General features: G+C 31.7%; 21 protein-coding genes. All 21 read right to left on the reverse strand.

Features of this window, described 5'->3' with window-relative positions; translation table 11 throughout:
• Nucleotides 1–286: 286 nt before the first annotated feature.
• The 21 genes from rpsU to ylxM all read right to left on the reverse strand — a co-directional run bounded on the left by rpsU (nucleotide 287) and on the right by ylxM (nucleotide 19,387).
• Nucleotides 287–463, reverse strand: a complete 177-nt coding sequence (gene rpsU / locus DWW96_RS04745) for a 30S ribosomal protein S21 (RefSeq protein WP_005362674.1) — start codon at nucleotides 461–463, stop codon at nucleotides 287–289.
• A 135-nt stretch (nucleotides 464–598) separates the two neighbouring features.
• Complete coding sequence (gene alaS, locus DWW96_RS04750) at nucleotides 599–3,238, reverse strand: alanine--tRNA ligase (protein WP_117909437.1); 2,640 nt, start codon at nucleotides 3,236–3,238, stop codon at nucleotides 599–601.
• A 254-nt stretch (nucleotides 3,239–3,492) separates the two neighbouring features.
• A complete protein-coding gene (gene spoIVA, locus DWW96_RS04755) occupies nucleotides 3,493–4,965 on the reverse strand; it encodes a stage IV sporulation protein A (protein WP_117909439.1) in 1,473 nt (490 codons plus the stop codon).
• 55 nt (nucleotides 4,966–5,020) lie between these two features.
• Nucleotides 5,021–5,536, reverse strand: coding sequence for a cob(I)yrinic acid a,c-diamide adenosyltransferase (locus DWW96_RS04760; RefSeq protein ID WP_158562647.1), 516 nt, complete (start codon nucleotides 5,534–5,536; stop codon nucleotides 5,021–5,023).
• Nucleotides 5,537–5,560: 24 nt separating this feature from the next.
• Complete coding sequence (cls, locus tag DWW96_RS04765; RefSeq protein WP_117909443.1) at nucleotides 5,561–7,144, reverse strand: cardiolipin synthase; 1,584 nt, start codon at nucleotides 7,142–7,144, stop codon at nucleotides 5,561–5,563.
• 4 nt (nucleotides 7,145–7,148) lie between these two features.
• Nucleotides 7,149–7,814 carry a GTP pyrophosphokinase family protein gene (locus tag DWW96_RS04770; RefSeq protein ID WP_117909445.1) on the reverse strand — a complete coding sequence of 222 codons (666 nt, stop codon included), beginning with the start codon at nucleotides 7,812–7,814 and terminating at the stop codon, nucleotides 7,149–7,151.
• A 6-nt stretch (nucleotides 7,815–7,820) separates the two neighbouring features.
• On the reverse strand, nucleotides 7,821–8,831 hold the full coding sequence (locus tag DWW96_RS04775) for an NAD(P)H-dependent glycerol-3-phosphate dehydrogenase (RefSeq protein WP_117909447.1): 1,011 nt from the start codon (nucleotides 8,829–8,831) through the stop codon (nucleotides 7,821–7,823).
• Nucleotide 8,832: 1 nt separating this feature from the next.
• Nucleotides 8,833–9,492 carry a glycerol-3-phosphate 1-O-acyltransferase PlsY gene (gene plsY / locus DWW96_RS04780; protein WP_117909449.1) on the reverse strand — a complete coding sequence of 220 codons (660 nt, stop codon included), beginning with the start codon at nucleotides 9,490–9,492 and terminating at the stop codon, nucleotides 8,833–8,835.
• Complete coding sequence (gene der, locus DWW96_RS04785) at nucleotides 9,493–10,815, reverse strand: ribosome biogenesis GTPase Der (RefSeq protein ID WP_022088405.1); 1,323 nt, start codon at nucleotides 10,813–10,815, stop codon at nucleotides 9,493–9,495. It abuts the gene before it with no gap.
• 41 nt (nucleotides 10,816–10,856) lie between these two features.
• On the reverse strand, nucleotides 10,857–12,215 hold the full coding sequence (locus DWW96_RS04790) for a DUF512 domain-containing protein (RefSeq protein ID WP_117909451.1): 1,359 nt from the start codon (nucleotides 12,213–12,215) through the stop codon (nucleotides 10,857–10,859).
• Nucleotides 12,216–12,274: 59 nt separating this feature from the next.
• On the reverse strand, nucleotides 12,275–13,114 hold the full coding sequence (pgeF, locus tag DWW96_RS04795) for a peptidoglycan editing factor PgeF (protein WP_022088403.1): 840 nt from the start codon (nucleotides 13,112–13,114) through the stop codon (nucleotides 12,275–12,277).
• Nucleotides 13,114–13,464, reverse strand: a complete 351-nt coding sequence (locus DWW96_RS04800; RefSeq protein WP_117909452.1) for a YraN family protein — start codon at nucleotides 13,462–13,464, stop codon at nucleotides 13,114–13,116. Before DWW96_RS04800 ends, pgeF begins: the two co-directional genes overlap by 1 nt.
• A 25-nt stretch (nucleotides 13,465–13,489) precedes the next feature.
• Nucleotides 13,490–14,254 (reverse strand): ribonuclease HII, encoded by a 765-nt coding sequence (locus DWW96_RS04805; RefSeq protein WP_022088401.1) that lies wholly within the window; start codon nucleotides 14,252–14,254, stop codon nucleotides 13,490–13,492.
• A gap of 10 nt (nucleotides 14,255–14,264) precedes the next feature.
• Nucleotides 14,265–15,104: a ribosome biogenesis GTPase YlqF gene (gene ylqF, locus DWW96_RS04810; protein ID WP_022088400.1), complete on the reverse strand. Its 840-nt coding sequence runs from the start codon at nucleotides 15,102–15,104 to the stop codon at nucleotides 14,265–14,267.
• Between the two features lie 163 nt (nucleotides 15,105–15,267).
• The gene (gene rplS / locus DWW96_RS04815; RefSeq protein ID WP_022088399.1) at nucleotides 15,268–15,615 is read right to left on the reverse strand and encodes a 50S ribosomal protein L19; all 348 of its coding nucleotides are present in this window, start codon (nucleotides 15,613–15,615) and stop codon (nucleotides 15,268–15,270) included.
• A gap of 97 nt (nucleotides 15,616–15,712) precedes the next feature.
• Nucleotides 15,713–16,459, reverse strand: a complete 747-nt coding sequence (trmD, locus tag DWW96_RS04820) for a tRNA (guanosine(37)-N1)-methyltransferase TrmD (RefSeq protein WP_117909454.1) — start codon at nucleotides 16,457–16,459, stop codon at nucleotides 15,713–15,715.
• Nucleotides 16,459–16,968 (reverse strand): ribosome maturation factor RimM, encoded by a 510-nt coding sequence (gene rimM / locus DWW96_RS04825; protein WP_022088397.1) that lies wholly within the window; start codon nucleotides 16,966–16,968, stop codon nucleotides 16,459–16,461. The genes trmD and rimM overlap by 1 nt, the downstream gene beginning before the upstream one ends.
• A gap of 138 nt (nucleotides 16,969–17,106) precedes the next feature.
• On the reverse strand, nucleotides 17,107–17,334 hold the full coding sequence (locus tag DWW96_RS04830; protein ID WP_022088396.1) for a KH domain-containing protein: 228 nt from the start codon (nucleotides 17,332–17,334) through the stop codon (nucleotides 17,107–17,109).
• Between the two features lie 18 nt (nucleotides 17,335–17,352).
• Nucleotides 17,353–17,598, reverse strand: a complete 246-nt coding sequence (gene rpsP, locus DWW96_RS04835; RefSeq protein ID WP_022088395.1) for a 30S ribosomal protein S16 — start codon at nucleotides 17,596–17,598, stop codon at nucleotides 17,353–17,355.
• 96 nt (nucleotides 17,599–17,694) lie between these two features.
• Entirely contained in the window at nucleotides 17,695–19,047 is a 1,353-nt protein-coding gene (gene ffh / locus DWW96_RS04840) for a signal recognition particle protein (protein ID WP_117909456.1), read from the reverse strand.
• 16 nt (nucleotides 19,048–19,063) lie between these two features.
• A complete protein-coding gene (ylxM, locus tag DWW96_RS04845) occupies nucleotides 19,064–19,387 on the reverse strand; it encodes a YlxM family DNA-binding protein (RefSeq protein ID WP_022088393.1) in 324 nt (107 codons plus the stop codon).
• Nucleotides 19,388–19,570 lie beyond the last annotated feature (183 nt).

Here is a 19,570-nt window from a genome sequence, read left to right on the forward strand (position 1 = left end):
TTAATCCGTTACCCTTTATAAAAATATAATAACGTTTGCACTTAACTATTATGTTTGTATCTGATAATTCAATTATCGAAATATAATTTTCTATATAAGCACATCTTTTTCCTAAGATATCGACGATAGATTCTTTAAAAACTACATCTGTAGGTATTTGGCCGGCATCACAAATTTTATATTTATCTATAGCTTTTCTCCACATATAGCTATTATTATTAAGTATATGAATTGTTTAAAATATAATACATAAAAAAACCGGAGCATAAACTCCGGTTTTTTATAATTAATTATACTTGCGCTTTCTAGCAGCTTCTGATTTCTTCTTACGCTTAACGCTTGGTTTTTCGTAATGTTCTCTTTTACGAATCTCCTGCTGAATACCAGCCTTTGCGCAATTTCTCTTGAATCTACGTAAAGCACTGTCGATTGATTCGTTTTCTTTAACGATAACGCTTGACATTCTTTCCTTACCTCCCTCCAGTTACGATATTCCTAAAACTGTAGGTATTGTGTTTCATAACACACAAAAAATATTATAACATATATTTCCACATCGTCAACCACTTTTTATAGTATATTGAAGATTTTTTGCTTATTATTTTACCTGGCTTTCAAGAACTTCTTTAGCCTTTGCTAACGCGTCATCTGCACCTGCAGGATTCTTTCCTCCGGCCTGTGCCATATTAGGACGACCGCCGCCACCACCGCCAACACATTTAGCTACTTCCTTAATGATATTTCCGGCATGTGCACCTTTACTGATTGCATCATCACCAGCCATTGCAATAACATTAACTTTATCGCCTAAAGTTGATACGATAACAACAACTCCATCGTTTGTCTTTTCTTTCATCTGATCGCCTAAATTTCTCAAACCATTCATATCAACGTCTGCGACTTTTATCGCTAATAACTTAACTCCATTTACGTCAACAATCTGGTCATCAGCATTTCCAACAGATGCATTAGCAATTTTGCTCTTGAGTTTTTCGTTTTCACTCATAAGAGCTTTTATTTCTTCCTGCATAGCTTCAATTTTCTTTACAAGTGCTATAGGTTCAGCTTTAGCAACCTTAGCTGCAAGATTCATTTCTTCTTCAATTGATTCATAATGTTTCATAAGACCTGTTGATGTTAAAGCTTCAATACGTCTTACTCCGGCAGCAATACCTGATTCTGAAACAATCTTAAATGCTGAAATAACTCCTGTATTTGCTACATGGGTACCACCACATAATTCAACTGAAAAATCACCCATTGAAACGACTCGAACCGTTTCACCATATTTTTCGCCAAACAATGCCATAGCCCCTGTCTTCTTAGCATCTTCTAATGACATTTCTTTAGTAATTATAGGAAGATTTTCAGCGATTTCATTATTTACAATATCTTCAACTTTCTTAATTTCTTCAGGAGTCATAGCCTGGAAATGAGTAAAGTCAAATCTAAGTCTGTCTGCAGTAACTAATGAGCCCGCCTGTTCAACATGATTTCCTAATACAATCTTTAAAGCTTTCTGTAATAAATGTGTTGCACTATGATTTTTGCCTGTATCTTCTCTATTATGCTTATTAACCTTAAGTGTAACATTATCTCCAACAGAGAACATTCCCTTAGTAACCTGTCCTATATGACCAATCTTTCCACCTAAAAGCTTAATTGTATCTTTTACTTCAAATTCACTGTCACCGTTTGTAATTACACCAATATCTCCTGCCTGTCCACCCATTGTAGCGTAGAAAACAGTTTCATCAACAACGATTGTTCCCATATCACCATCAGTGATTGCTTCTACAATTTCATCTTCAGTTGCAATTGTTGAAATTACTGATTCATTTTCTAATTTGTCATATCCTACAAATTTAGATGTGATATTTTTATCCATCTGCTCGTAAATTGTAGCATCTGCACCCATGTAATTTGTTTTCTTTCTGGCTTTTCTAGCTTTTTCTTTCTGCTCTTCCATGCATGCTTTAAATCCGTCTTCATCAACATTAAATCCTTTTTCTTCAAGGATTTCCTTTGTCAAATCAAGAGGGAATCCATATGTGTCATATAATTTAAATGCATTTTTTCCTGAAAGAGTCTTTGAACCTGCATTATCCATTTCTTTTTGCATATCAGTAAGGATTCCAAGTCCCTGATCTATTGTCTTATTGAATTTGTTTTCTTCTTCAGTAAGAACTTTAAAAATCATGTTTTTCTTTTCTTCTAATTCAGGATAACCGTCTTTTGAACTTTCAATAACAGTTTCACTTAATTTTGCAAGGAATTTTCCATCAATTCCAAGTAAACGTCCATGTCTTGCAGCACGTCTGATTAATCTTCTAAGAACATAACCTCTTCCTTCGTTAGATGGCATAATTCCGTCAGAAATCATAAATGTAGCTGAACGGATATGGTCTGTTATAATTCTAATTGAAACATCCCATGCATATTCTTTTTTATATTCTTTTCCTGAAAATTCACAAACTTTATCTCTTAAAGCTCTGATTGTATCAACATCAAAAATTGAATCTACATCCTGAACAACAGTTGCAAGTCTTTCAAGACCCATACCTGTATCAATGTTTTTCTGTTTAAGAGTTGTGTAATTTCCTTTTCCGTCATTTTCAAACTGTGTAAATACGTTATTCCAAATTTCAATGTATCTGTCGCACTCACAACCTACTGTGCAATCCGGCTTACCACAACCATATTTTTCACCACGGTCATAATAAATTTCTGAACATGGTCCGCAAGGTCCTGCACCATGCTCCCAGAAATTGTCTTCCTTACCAAACTTAAATATTCTATCAGCAGGAATACCCATTTCTTTGTTCCATATATCAAATGCTTCGTCATCTTCAAGATAAACTGAAGGATAAAGTCTGTCTGCTTCCAATCCAACAACTTCTGTCAAAAATTCCCATGACCAATGAATTGCTTCTGTCTTGAAATAATCTCCAAATGAGAAGTTACCAAGCATTTCAAAGAATGTACCATGTCTTGCTGTTTTACCTATATTTTCAATATCACCTGTTCTGATACATTTCTGACATGTAGCTACTCTTGTCTTAGGTGGAATTTCCTGACCTGTAAAATATGGCTTAAGAGGTGCCATACCTGCATTAATCAACAATAAGCTGTTATCATTGTGGGGAACTAAAGAAAAGCTACCCAATACCAAATGGTCTTTAGATGCAAAAAAATCTAAATACATTTTTCTTAATTCGTTTAATCCGTATTTTTGCATTTATTTATCCTCCAAATATTAATCCTTATGCTAAAACTCAATAAATAATTCTAGCATAAGGACTATTGTTTTTCAAGATTATAGATTGATTTAATTTGCATTATAGGTTGATTTAGTTTGCATACTTACGCATCTATTTGTTAATGCTCGCTATCATATTCTTAAGTAAATATATTTAATTTTTCTAATAGACAATCGAATGCAGATATCTATCTTTATTTAAACATATAGACGAATGCTACTTGATTTTAGCTTTACAACAGAATACAAATAACCCCTTTGCTTTGGTCGTTAGTGATTTTTTCTATAGTATTTTGCATTCTACCCTGAGTTTCATCACTCATTCCACTGATTTTTGCAACTATCCCATCTTTAACAATTTGTTCAATTGTTTTACCAAAAATATTAGTGTCCCATATATTTGCATTTTCATCTGTCTTTTGTCCGTTTATATAATCAATTAAATCATTTGCCTGTTCTTCACTTCCTATTATAGGAGAAATTTCAGTTACTATATTTGCTTTAACAAAATGCATTGATGGAGCATTAGCTTTAATTTTAACTCCAAATTTTCCACCACTTCTTATCAATTGCGGATTTTCAAGTGTTATTTCATCTTTTGTAGGCACTACTATTCCATATCCTTTAGTTTTAACTTCATCTATTGCATAATTTACTTTTTCAAATTTATCTTTTTTTTCAGCAAGTTCCTTTACAAAACTAACCAGTTCAAGTTCATTATTGATTTGTGTATTAGTCATTTCACTTAATGTCATATAGTAATATTTATCATATATAGCATAGGTTATTGTTACCTCTCCGTCAGACAAATTAACATTATTAATCGTGATTGATTTTATGTACGGGTTTTCTTTAGTATTTGGCAAAGAATTGATATCTTTTATTTTATTAAGAACCATGAGTATGTTTCTTGACAATTCTAAAACCGCATTCTTAATTTCGTTGTCATCTTCTAAAACATTTACCCACTTAGGGCACATAAAATTAATCTTTGCTATTGGAAATTCAAACAAAATTTTGCTTAGAATTTCATTTATATCTTTTTCGCTTAACTGAAGACAATTAAGCGGAATGACAGCTGACCTGTAATTGCTTTCTAATTTTTTTACGACACTTTTACACTTCTCTGATTCGGGTTCCATTGAATTTACAACTATAACAAAAGGTTTATTTATTTTTTCCAATTCCTTAATTGCCATATCTGTTGCTTTCATGTAATTTTCAGCCTGAATATCTGTAAAGCTTCCATCTGTAGTTATGACAATCCCTATAGTTGAATGTTCTGAAATAACCTTTTGAGTTCCAAGTTCCGCTGCTTTAGAAAAAGGAATTTCCTGTGTCAACCATGGAGTTTTTACCATTCTCTCTTTATCTTCTTCTAAATATCCGGTTGCACCATCAACCATATAACCTACACAATCTATAAGTCTTACGCTGGCATTTATATCATTTTTCAAATTAATATTAACAGCCTTATTTGGAATAAATTTAGGCTCTGTGGTCATAATTGTTTTTCCGGCTGCTGATTGTGGCAGTTCATCCTGAGCTCTTTTAATATCATTTTCATCTTTTATGTTTGGAATAATTGCTAAATTCATGAAATTCTTTATAAATGTTGATTTTCCTGTTCTGACAGGCCCGACAACACCAATATAAATTTCACCGTTTGTACGGTTTTTAATGTCTTTATAAATACTAAAATCCATAAAAATAACCCCTTTACATTTTTTATAATTATATGCAAAGAGGTTTTATATATTCTTAATATTCTATACCTTTACGGGCATTTACACCACTTTCAAATGGGTGTTTTATACAATTAATTTCCGATATATAGTCTGAAATTTCTACATATTTTTCTTCGGGGTTTCTTCCTGTCAATATTATTTCAGTTTTATCTTTATATTCGCAAATAAGCTTATATGCATAATCTTTATCCAACAAATTCAATTCATTTGCAGAGTTAAATTCATCAAATATTACCATTGATATATTATCTGATTTTAAAATTTTTTCTGTTTCTTTTATTAAATTTGTATGGATATCCTTTAAATCGCTCTTTTCAGAAGCTGTCATATTCCATATAAATTTTATTGGACCTGTTGGATGCAAAACATAAATATTGCTGTTATTTTTTAAAAAGTTTATTTCTCCGGAAAGACCATCTTTCATAAATTGAACAAATATTACTTTTTTATTATAGCCTAACATTCTAACAGCCTGACCGACGGCAGATGTTGTCTTACCTACACCATCGCCACACTTAATATGAAGCATAATCATTCTCCCTTTAATACAAAATTACATTAACGGAGCAATCATTTTTAATATTGAACCACATAATTTGTATAATGTCGACCGATTTCTACAGTCTTCTAATGTGATTTTTTTAGATTTCTGTAATGTTTTTTCGAAATCATCTTCTATTAATGATATTTCCTTGTTTTTATACATTAAACATCCACACTCAAAATGAAGATATAAACTTCTGTAATCTAAATTAATTGTTCCAACAGTGGCTTTATCATCATCAACTACAAATTGTTTTGCATGTGTAAATCCCGGAGTGAATTCATATATTTCAACTCCATTTTTAATTAATTCTTCATAATAGGTTCTTGCAAGACAATACGCATATGCTTTATCTGGAATTCCCGGCATGATAATTTTTACATCAACACCTCTTTTTGCAGCAAATGTCAGAGCTTCCATCATTACATTATCAATTACAAGATAAGGAGTTATTATATGAACATATTTTTTTGCTGTATTTATTAGACTTAAATATACCTGTTCTCCAACTTTTTCATCATCAAACGGCTCATCTCCATATCCAATAATATAGCCTGATGTATCCGGCAACGAAGGACAGTCTACATCTAAATATTTATTATAATCGCCAATAATTTCTTCATCTACATTCCACATTTGCAAAAATAATAACGTAAAACTTTTAGCAGCTTCTCCTTCTATCATAACAGCTGTATCTTTCCAATAACCAAATCGCTCTTTTAAATTCATATATTCATCGGCAAGATTAATTCCTCCGGTAAAAGCAATTGTTCCATCTATTACAAGATTTTTTCTGTGATCTCTGTTATTTTGATGCGTTGAAAGAAACGGTCTCATTGGATTAAAAGATTTAGCTTTTATTCCATATTCTCTAAGTTCCTTAAAATAACCCATTGGAAGTTTGGTTAGAGAACACATTCCGTCATATATTACACGGACTTCAACCCCTTCTTTAACTTTTTGTTTTATTATTTCAAGAACAGAATTCCAGACTTCACCTTCTTCAATTATAAAATACTCTAAAAATATAAATGATTTTGCCTCTTTTAGTTTTTTTATCAAATAATCATATTTTTCTTCTCCTGAAGCAAAATATGTAATTTTTGAATTCTCATATGGTGGACATCCTGAATATTTATAGATGTATTCTCCTAAATTTTCTATAAGCGGATCATCTTTTTGCAATTTATCTTTAATGTCTGTTTTATATTCTAAATAATTATCCGACCTGTGGTTAATTACTTCTAATCTTTTTCTTAACAGCACAGATGTAGGTTGAAATTTTACAAACAAATATAAAAGTGCACCAAAAATTGGAATTATAAGAATTACAATTGACCATATCATTTTCATGGTTGGATCTGATTTTTTTTCATTAACAATATAAAGAACCAGAAAAACAGTGATAATTCTTATAAAATCATAAAATATCTTAAATTGCTCATTTACATGCCAAAAAAAGTAGAACAATACAAGAAGTTGCAGAAAAATAAGCAGGGCAAAAATAAATATACGGCTGAATATAAGCTTAACAATCCCATTTTTACCTTTCTTTGCTGTTTTCTTTGCAGTTTCTTTTGCTCTACTTTCCATAAATTTAATCCTCGTTGTCTAACAAATTTTGTCTGATATTTAACATTCTTATATCTGTTTCGTAAATTGTATCTGCACAATCCGTTAATTGCTTAATTGATTCTACATTAGAATTTTCAAATTTCTTATAGTGTATCTGATGTTCTAAACTAGCCCAGAAATCCATAGCAATTGTTCTTATTTGTACCTCAACTTTTACACGCTTCTTTTCATTAGATAAGAAAATAGGAATTTCTATAACCAGATGTAAACTTCTATAACCATTTTTCTTTGGATTTTTTATGTAATCTTTTCTGGTTAATTCTTTAACATCATCCTGACTTGTAAGCATGTCTGCAACGCTATATATATCATCTAAAAAAGAACATATAATTCTAATTCCTGCAACATCATCTAAATTGTTCTGTACACTTTCTAATGTTTTATCCAAATTTTTTCTATCTAACTTTTCATATATACTATCAGGAGATTTAATTCTTGTTTTAATTGATGCTATAGGATTTCTCATAGTATTTGCAGAAAATTCTTTGTTTAAAACATCTAATTTTGTCTTTACTTCTAAAATTGCACATTCATAATATGTCATGAGCATTTTAAATTCTGTAGGATCAATGTCAAAATTTCCAATCTGACCTATAAATTTATTTTGTATTTTTTTTAAATCATCCATATTTCTTTACTTCCACAATAAATCTACATGCTCACTTGTATTATCTCTGTTCATCAACTCATTAACTGCATCTAAAGGCTTTTTTCCATTAAATAATACGTCATTAACAGCTTCTGTAAGTGGCATATCAACATGATATTTTTTTGAAAGATTAAGTGCAGCTTTTGCAGATACAGCACCTTCAACAACCATATTTACTTCCTTAACAGCTTCTTCTAAAGAATATCCCTGTCCAATTAATACTCCTGCACGTCTGTTTCTTGAATGTTTACTATCACATGTAACAATCAAATCACCAATTCCTGATAATCCGTTAAATGTTCTTGTGTGGCCACCCATTGCAGTTCCTAAAAGACTAATTTCCTTCATTCCTCTTGTAATAAGAAGTGCCTTTGTATTATCACCAAATCCTAAGCCATCTGAAATTCCGGCAGCTAATGCAATAACATTTTTTAAAGCGCCACCAAGCTCAATGCTCTTTCTGTCAGGGCTTACATACACCCTGAAGTAATGATTTGAAAAAGCATCCTGAACCTTAACAGCTGTTTCTTTAGTTGTTGCTCCTACTACAACGGCTGTTGGAATTTTACGACCTACTTCTTCGGCATGACTTGGTCCTGATAATGCAACTGCATCACAATTTGGTAATTCATCTTCAATTATTTCCGTCATTGTATTAAACGTTTCGTCTTCAATTCCCTTAGCAACATCTACAATAATCTGACCATTTGGAATCAAATCCTTTAAAAGTTTTGAAGTACTTCTTACAAATGAAGATGCAACTGCCATAACAATAATTTCTGCTCCATTAACAGCACTTTTTAAATCATTTGTAATTTCAATTGTTTCAGGAATGATTACTCCCGGAAGACTTATTTTATTTTCTCTGTGAGTTTTAAGTGCTTCGACTTCTCTGTTTACTGCTGACCATATTGTGACATTATGACCATTATCATTAAGAACCATAGCTAATGCTATAGCCCATCCGCCACCACCTAATACTGTAATCTTTGACATATTATGCCTCCTTCTTTTCGCCAATTTTTCTTTCTGTACCATTGGCTAATCTTTTTATATTGTCCTTATGTCTTATAAAAGCAAGTGCTGTCATAAGACCTGTAATAATGTACGCTTCAATTCTGCATTCCGGATTAAGATTATGTACCATTCCAAGCTGACCCCATACAATCATTTCTATTAACAATGAGCCCATAAGCATTAACGATGAAAACGATACATACTTTGTTATATATAAAGATATAAAAAACACAAAAAATCCAAGAACAACAAATTTCCAATCATATATAGCTAAAGATGTAATCATTCCTGCTGACGCCGCAATTCCTTTTCCACCTTTAAATTTCATGTAAAACGGAAAATTATGTCCTAAAATAACACCAAATCCAGAATAAAGCAATAAAACAAACATAATATTTTCACATGATTTATGAAACAAAGCATAAACAAGCAAACCACAAAATACTGCTTTTAATGCATCAACAAAAAATGTGATTAATCCTGCTTTTTTACCAAGAACACGCATTGCATTTGTTGTTCCTGAATTTCCACTTCCAAAATCTCTAATATCAATATTGTTTATCTTGCCTAAAATGTATCCCATTTCTATAAGGCCGAAAAAATATCCTAAAACTATGCAAATAATTCTCTGAGCAATCATTTAACTTTCCTTTCGTTCCCTTATAATAAATCTTAAAGGAGTTCCTTTGAATCCAAAACTTTCTCTTATTTTATTTTCAATATATCTTGTATATGAAAAATGCATCAGTTCTTTATCATTTACAAATATAACAAAAGTTGGCGGTTTAACTGCTACCTGTGTTATATAGTATAATTTCAATCGTTTACCCTTGTCTGATGGTGGCTGCTGTAAAGCAACTGCTTCTGTCATTATTTCGTTCAATACACCTGTTCCAACACGCATTGACTGATTTTCTAAAACTGTATCAATCATATCAAATAATTTGGGAAGTCTCTGACCCGTTTGGGCAGAAATGAACATTATTTCAGCATATGGCATATACGCAAGTACATCTCGTATTTTTGCAGTAAACTGATATATTGTTTTATCATTTTTTTCAATTGCATCCCATTTATTAACGGCAATAATTACACCTTTGCCATTTTCATGAGCGATTCCCGCAATTTTAGCATCCTGTTCTGTAATACCTTCTGTTGCATCAATCATTACAACAACTACATTCGCTCTTTCAACGGCTGTTACAGTTCTTATAATACTATATCTTTCAATTTCTTCTTTTATTTTCTTTTTACGTCTCAAACCTGCAGTATCAATAAATACGTACTCCTTACCATTCCATGTAATTTCAGTATCAATTGCATCTCTTGTTGTGCCGGCTATATTTGATACAATCACACGATTATTTCCTGTAAGTTTGTTTACCAAAGATGATTTTCCTACATTTGGCTTACCTACAACTGCAATTCTTGGTCTTTCATCTTCTTCCTCTTCTAATTCGAGTCCGTCAAAGTGTTCAACTACACGGTCAAGCAAGTCACCAATTCCAAGTCTTGATGATGCTGATATAGGCTGTGGATCACCAATTCCTAAATTATAAAATTCATATACATCAGGCATAAATTTATCAAAATTATCCACCTTGTTAACAGCTAAGATTACCGGCTTATGGCTTCTTCTGAGCATATCAGCCACTTTTGTATCTGAATCAACAAGTCCCTGACGTACATCTGTTATAAATATAATTACATCTGCAGTATCTATTGCTATCTGAGCCTGTTCTCTCATCTGCGATAAAATAATATCTCTACTGTCCGGCTCAATTCCGCCTGTATCAATCAATGTGAAATTATGGTTAAGCCATTCTACATCTGCGTAAATCCTATCTCTTGTGACACCCGGAGTATCTTTTACTATAGAAATCATTTCTCCTGCCAATGCATTAAAAAGTGTAGATTTTCCTACATTAGGTCTTCCGACAATGGCAACTATTGGTTTACTCATATCTAATCTCCTATTTATATATCTGTTTTATTTTAAGCACTCTACAACTCATATTTAGAATTTGTACTTATTTTTGGATTGTTATCTTCATTTTCATTTATAATGGTTTTCACAAAATCCACCCCACTAGATTTTACAATAATTGCATTTATTTGTAAATTATTTTCAAGTTCCTCTAATGTCATATCATCTAAAAATATGTTTTCATCAGCTTTCAAGGTATTGGTAGGTAAAAGTAAGTTATCCCCTAATTCTTTTCCCGAAAGTTGAGCACATATATCCTGGCCTGTGAGAAGTCCCGTAACCGTAATTGAATGTCCAAAATAATCATTAATTATTTTATATACGTGAACATTTACATTTGGAAATTTTTTATTTATCTTGTCACAACTTGACTTTATAGTATCATATGCTAACACTCCACTTATTGTAGATACATTTATAACTCTATCATCACCTTCAATAGAATCAAGGTAATCCTTCACCTCTTCTATAAAGCTTCTAATCATTCCTACACCATTTTCCAGTTGTAAATATCCATCATACCTCTCTTCTTCAGGCATTTCTCTTTCTGCTAAAATATACCATTCATCACTTGCATGTATAAAGTGTATCCCATATTTTTCATAAAAATGCTTCTGCCATTTTTCAATAGTATCTATTACAGCACAAGCATCTTCTTTCTCAAATAATTCTAAAGGATATAAACCGTCTCTAAATTTTGTAAGACCTGAAGGAACAATAGAAACACTTCTCATATTTGGAATATATTTCTCTAAATCACTAATCGTTCTTTCTAGTTCTTCTTTATCATTTACATTTTTGCATAATACAACTTGTCCGTTCATTTCAACGTCAGCTGCGTTTAATCTATCTATATATTTAAGTTTATCACCGGCAAATCTGTTATTTAGCATTTTACATCTAAGTTTAGGATTTGTAGTGTGTACAGATATATTAATTGGAGATAGATTATATCTTATTATACGGTCAACATCATTTTCATTCATATTAGTTAAAGTTATATAATTTCCCTGTAAAAATGAAAGTCTCGAGTCATCGTCTTTAAAATATAAAGTCTCTCTCATACCGGGTGGCATCTGATCAATAAAACAAAACATACATTTATTACAGCATGACCTATATTCATCCATAAGGCCGTTTTCAAATTCTAAACCTAACTCTTCATTTTCATCTTTTTCAATTTCTAATTCCCACTGTTCGCCATTACTTTTTTCTATTACAACATCTATAAATTCGTCCATACACAAAAGCTGATAATCAAATATATCAACTATTGTTGTACCATTTACTTCTAATAGGTAATCCCCTGCTTCTATTTCCATTTCTTCTGCAATAGAACCCGGAGTCACACTCTTTATTAAATGCCTGTTATTCATATGATTCTCCATTTTAGTACAAATAATAGTTATATGAAGGAAACATGATTAAGCTGATATTATTTAAGCATTAAAAATGCAGCTAAGTTTCCTCTTTTTCCATGATGCCCCCTATGAGAAAACAATTCATCTTTATTGCAGCATGTGCAAATATCTGTAGTGTAGATATTGTCATATTCAACACCCGCATCAAGAAATACCTGTTTTACACTTTCCCATAAATTTAACTGATATTTTCCATTCCCTTTATTATATAATATTTTATTATTTTTACCAAATTCGTTTATAAATTCATTTGCAACGTCTTCGCTTATCTCATAACAATCCTGGCATATTGACGGACCAATACAGCAAATTACATCTTTTGGGTTTGTACCATAATTTTCATTCATTAATTTCAATGTATTATCACCTATGCGTTTTACTGTTCCTTTCCATCCTGAATGCGACAAGCCAATTGCTTTATTAACCGGATCAAGTATATAAAGAGGAACACAATCAGCGTAATATGTTGTCAAAACAATTCCCGGAACATTTGTTATTAAACCGTCTACATCAGAATAGTCCCTGTCCTTTGTAATGCCTTTACCACAATCTTCTTTTGTAACAACTCTTACATTAGTAGTGTGTGTCTGATTTGTCGTAACTATATTTTCATATGGAAATCCGACAGCCTTAGCAAATATTTTATGATTTTTTAATACATTTTCATCTAAATCTCCCCTGTTAAATCCTAGATTCATGGATTCAAGGCAGCCTACACTTACACCACCCTGTCTTGTAGAAAATGCATTGACAACCATTCCTGTCTGTTCTAATGCATTAAAACTGATATAAGGAATTCCGTTTCCAAATTTTATACTTGTTGTTGTTCTGTTCTTTTTATTTAATATAATCATTACATTGCTCCAAATGCATTCTTAATTAATTCTATATTTTCACCTTTAATTGCTACAACATCAAAGCGATAATTTAGATTTTTGACTAACTTATTAGCCATTATATATATATTAGCACATTTAAATAACTTCTGTTGTTTTTTATAATTTATCGCTTCTAAAGCATCGCCATATTTATTATTCTCCCGATATTTCACCTCGATAAAACATAAATATTCTTTATCTTTTGCAACTATGTCTATCTCTCCACTTTTGCATGAAAAATTTCTATCAATTATTGTATAGCCATGTTCAATCAAATATTCTGTAGCTATATCTTCTTTATACCCTCCAATAATTCTCTTATTCAATATCTCTCCTTATACGGTAAGCTAATCACTTTACAAAATTAGTAATAAATGTTTCTCTATGAATAGGACAAGGGCCGAACTTCTTAATTGCCTCAATATGTTTAGCTGAACCATATCCTTTATTTGAAGCAAAATCATATTCAGGGTACAACTTATCATATTCTACCATCATCGCATCTCTGGTTACTTTCGCAATTATACTTGCAGCTGCGATAGATTTGCTTTTAGCATCACCTTTAATAATTCCAATCTGTTTAATATCTACACCCGGAATATTTACGGCATCATTTAAAAGAAGGGTTGGCTTAACTTCTAACTGACTTATTGCAGTACGCATAGCTTCATATGTTGCCTGTAAAATATTGATTTCATCTATTTGAGCAGGACTAACCATTGCAGTTTTTGCAGCAACAGCTTTTTCCATTATTTCTTCATAAAGTTCTTCTCGTTTCTTTGCAGAAAGTTGTTTTGAATCATTTAAATATAATATATCACAATCTTTAGGCAATATTACAGCTCCTGCAACTACAGGACCGGCTAATGGTCCACGACCAACTTCATCTATACCGCAGATAAATTCATAATCGCTGTATTTTCTTTCAAATTCACCCATCTTGTAGGTACGTTGCAATTCAAGTTCATACTTTTCAAGCATTTTTTGAGCTTTTGCTACAAGTTTTTTTACACCTTGTCTTTCGTCAACGTTAAATTCCATTATAAAAGAATTTAATTCTTTGACACTTAAGTTTTTTAATATATTATTTATATCACTTATACTTTTTTGTCCCATTTTATGTTCCTTACAGTCTGTCTAATGTAATTTTTCCTAATTTTCCACTTCTAAATTCTTCAAGTAAAATTGAAGATGCTTTTTCTAAGTCTAAAACATTTCCTTTTAATTTACATCCTCTTACTTCTGCTATTCCTTCTAACATCTTTAATGGATCATCATTCTTTTCTACACCAAATCTGTTAGGTATAGCATTTTCATAACTATTATTTAATATTTTTACAAATTCATATGCCATATCGCTTACATCAAGAATATTATCATTTATGGAACCGATTAACGCTAATTTAAGCCCTATAGCCTGATCTTCAAATTTAGGCCACAAAATACCCGGTGTATCTAATAATTCCAATGTTTTACTTAATTTAATCCACTGTTTTCCTTTTGTAACGCCCGGTTTATTTCCTGTTTTTGCACAATTTCTTCCGGCATATGCATTAATAAATGTAGATTTTCCTACGTTTGGGATACCAACAACCATAGCTCTTACAGGTCTGTTTTTAATTCCTCGTTTACGGTCTCTTTCAATTTTTTCTTTACACGCCTCATTAACTACATTATTTATCTCTTTAATCCCCGATTTGTTTTTAGAATTTATTTTTAGTGCATGATAACCTTTTTCTTTAAAGTATTCAATCCATTTTTCATTTTGATCATCATCAGCCAAGTCCGATTTATTAAGTAAAATCAAGCGAGCTTTATTTTTTCCTAAATCATCGATGTCCGGATTTCTACTACTTAAAGGTACTCTTGCATCTACAAGTTCAATCACTAAATCAATTAATTTTATATCTTCCTGCATCTGACGTTTTGCTTTTGTCATATGTCCCGGATACCACTGATAATCCATATTTCCTCCTTAATTATACATAAAACGTTATTGTATTTCATAAAATCATTACTAATTACTTACTTTAAAATGATATCGTATATTTAAACATTTAAATATATCTAATCTTCAAGTTTAAAAAAAGGAGTGAGTTAAATACTCGCTCCTTTTTATGGTATAATAATTATTTAACTAATTCTTTAACCTTAGCTGCCTTACCAACTCTGCTTCTGATGTAGTTAAGTTTAGCTCTTCTAACTTTACCTTTTCTAACTACTTCGATTTTGTCGATTGTAGGTGTGTGTAATGGCCAAGTCTTTTCAACACCGATACCGTTTGAATTCTTTCTTACAGTAAATGTTGCTCTTGTGCTTCCACCCTGTTTCTTAATTACTAAACCTTCGAAAACCTGAATTCTTTCACGGTTTCCTTCTTTAATCTTAGCGTATACTTTAACTGTATCACCAACATTAAAATCTGCTACGTTTTCTTTTAACTGAGCTGCCTCAATTTCTCTGATAATATCGTTCATAACTGCCTCCTTATTTCATTAGACATTCTTAATGCTATCAAAGCAACAGCGGAACATCTCCTTTTTACAGCATTTGTAATAATACCATAAGACTATATCATTTGCAAGCATTTTTTTCATTTTCTAATTTTTCAATGAATTTTATATCTTCTTTTGTTAAATTAGCTTTTTCCATCAAATCAGGACGTCTCTTAATAGTTCTGATTATCGACTGCTCTCTTCTCCATTTATCTACTTTAGCATGATCTCCCGATAAGAGAATTGGTGGTACTTTTTTATCCATAAAAGTATCAGGACGTGTATATTGCGGATACTCCAATAAATTATCATTAAACGATTCAAATTCAGCAGATACGTTATTATTCAAGACACCTGGAATAAGTCTTGAAATGGTATCTATCATTACCATCGCCGGGAGTTCGCCTCCTGTAAGGACGTAATCGCCAATAGAAACATTATCTGTAACTATCATTTCTAAAACACGTTCATCTATACCTTCGTAATGTCCACATAAAAATACCAAATCTTTTTCTTTGGCAAAATCTTCTGCCATGCTTTGGTTAAACGTCTCTCCTTGTGGAGTTAAATAAATAACCCTTGGCTTATATCCTATTTTTTCCACAACGGATTCATAACTTCTATATACAGGTCCGGGTTGCATAAGCATTCCTGCTCCTCCGCCATATGGATAATCATCAACCTGACCATGTTTATTTCCGGAAAAATCTCTTATATTTATTGCATTTAAATTTATTAACTTCTTGTCAATTGCTCTTCCTGTAATGCTTGTATTTACTCCATTTGTAATCATTTCAGGAAAAAGTGTTAATACATGATAATTCATTAGTCTAGCAATCCTTTCATGATATGCACAGTAACAATTTTGTTTTCTATGTCTAGTTTCTTGACACATTCATCAATCTTAGGAAGTAATACTTCTTTGTTGTCTAATGTTTTAACAACATAAACGTCATTAGCACCTGTCTGCATAACATCTTCTAAAACACCAAATTCGCTACCATCTTCAAGAATAACTTTTGCCCCTAATATATCTGCTATATAATATTCGCCTTTTTCAAGTTTAACTGCATTATCTCTGGAAACTAAAATATCTTTTCCTTTATAGCATTCAATATCATTTATATTGTTATACTCTTTAAATTTAAGAATAACCATATTTTTGAAAAATTTTACTGATTCTACGTTTAAATCTATATATTCTTTCCCTGTATCTAAGATGCATTTTTTTAATTTTTTAAATCTATTAATATCATCTGTTGTAGGATATACCTTTACTTCACCACGTATACCATGTGTATTTGCAATAACTCCTACCCTAAAATATTTTTCCATATATTTCCTTTCAAACAGTATCTATTAAATGTTATTTAATGTTAGATCTTAGTTATATTTTTAAATTTTTAATGATAATTAAATTAACTTTTTAAATGATTAACGGGACTGAATTCAGTCCCGTTGCACTTGTGGTTACTATATAATGTCCACTATAACTTTTTTGTCGCATTTTGAAGATGCAGCCTTAACAACAGAACGAATTGCTTTAGCAATCTTTCCCTGTTTTCCGATAATCTTTCCAACATCATCAGTTGCAACCTTCAATTCTAAAACAATAGTTTTATCTGTTTCTTTTTCAGTAACAACTACTTCGTCCGGAGAATCTACAAGTGCTTTTGCAATTGTCTCTACTAATTCTTTCATAGTTAGACCTCCTGACTATTATTTTTCAATACCGGCAATCTTAAGTAATTTTCCTACTGTTTCTGTAGGCTGAGCTCCGTTTGATAACCATTTCTTAGCTGCTTCTTCATTGAAATCAAATACGCTAGGATCTCTGTTTGGATCATATGTTCCGATTTCTTCAATAAATCTACCATCTCTTGGTGATCTTGAATCTGCCACTACAATTCTGTAGAAAGGAGCTTTCTTCTTACCCATTCTCTTTAATCTGATCTTTACTGCCATTTTACTTTCCTCCGTAAAAAATTAATTATAATTATTATTTATATATATTAAGAAAACCAATGTCTTCGTTAATATCAATATTGTATAAATTTAAATCTAGAAACCGAAAGGCATCTTAAAACCGCCTCTTCGTTTCTTCTTGCCGCCACCCATCATACCCGGCATGTTCTTCATCATTTTTTTTGCTTGGTCAAATTGTTTTACCAATTTGTTTACTTCGCTTATATCTACACCTGCACCTTTAGCAATTCTTTGTTTCCTTGACGGATTAAGAATATCAGGATTACCTCTTTCTTCCTTTGTCATGGAATAAATAATTGCTTCAATACGTCCAAGTTGTTTATCATCTGGAAGCATATCTTCTTTTATCTGACCGCCTAATCCCGGAATAAGGCTAAGCATTTCTGATAAACCACCCATATTTTTAATCTGACCCATGTATTCAAGATAATCATCAAAGGTAAATTGTGCTTTTCTAAGACGCTGTTCCATATCCTTTGCTTTTTCCTGGTCAATTGCCTGTTCAGCCTTTTCAATTAATGAAAGGACATCACCCATACCGAGAATTCTTGAAGCCATTCTATCTGGATAAAATTGTTCTAAATCAGAAAGCTTTTCACCCATACCAACATATAATATAGGTTTTCCTGTTACAGCCTTAATTGATAATGCTGCACCACCTCTTGTATCACCATCTAACTTAGTAATGATAATTCCATCAATTCCAATCTTTTCATTAAACTGGGTTGCTACATTCACTGCATCCTGACCTGTCATTGCATCAACAACAAGTACTGTCTGTGTAATGTCAATATTATCTCTAATTTCAATAAGTTCGTTCATCATGTCCTCATCAACATGTAAACGACCTGCTGTATCTAAAATAACAACATTATTGTTATTCTTTTTAGCATGTTCAATTGCTGCTCTGGCAATATCTACAGGTTTATGATTCGTTCCCATGGCAAATACCGGAACACCCTGTTTATCACCATTAATCTGCAGCTGTTCAACAGCTGCCGGTCTGTAAACGTCACAGGCAACTAATAAAGGTCTTTTTCCACTACCTTTAAGTTTTCCTGCAATCTTAGCAGTTGTTGTTGTTTTACCTGCCCCCTGAAGACCCATCATCATAATGACTGTTATTTCATTGTCAGGCAAAAGTTTAAGTTTCGTTGTTTCAGAACCCATAAGATTAGTAAGTTCTTCATTAACTATCTTTATTACCATCTGGCCCGGTGTCAAACTGTTAAGAACATCCTGCCCTATAGCCCTTTCTGTAACTGTTTTAATGAATTGTTTTACAACTTTAAAACTAACGTCAGCTTCAAGCAAAGCCATCTTAACTTCTTTAAGAGCAGCCTTAACATCATCTTCTGTCAGTCTACCCTTACCACGTAAGCCTTTAAATATGTTTTGTAATTTATCGGATAAGCTTTCAAATGCCAAGCCCTTACCTCCTATATTAATAATTCTCTAAAATCTGTCTGGCAATATTCTCTATATCTTGCATATTATTCTCATCTGCCAATTGACAAATACGTTCAACCTGTTCTTTAGTCTTTTCAAATCTGCTTACAAGATGTAACTTTTCTTCATATTCATTCAAAGTCTTATCACATCTCTTTATCAAGTCATGTACGCCTTGTCTGGAAATATTTCTCTCCTCAGCTATTTCTCCAAGACTATAGTCGTTTAAAACAACTTCTTCATATATCTCCTGCTGATGTTTAGTCAACAGTTCTCCGTAGAAATCATATAAAAGAGAACTTCTTAAAATATCTTTCATATTTACCTCTAAGTGCATCTATCTAAAATTGAAAATAAAATATATCAAAATCACACTTAGAGTATAATACAATACAAAGCAAAGGGTGTCAAGTATTTTTTCTTGACACCCTTGTGTTTTATTTTGAATTTATATTTTGCATTTTAAAATAATTTATGAATCCTTTTTGTATTTTAATCACTA

This window comes from Eubacterium sp. AF17-7 (assembly GCF_003461285.1).
Lineage (GTDB): Bacteria > Bacillota > Clostridia > Lachnospirales > Lachnospiraceae > Eubacterium_U > Eubacterium_U album.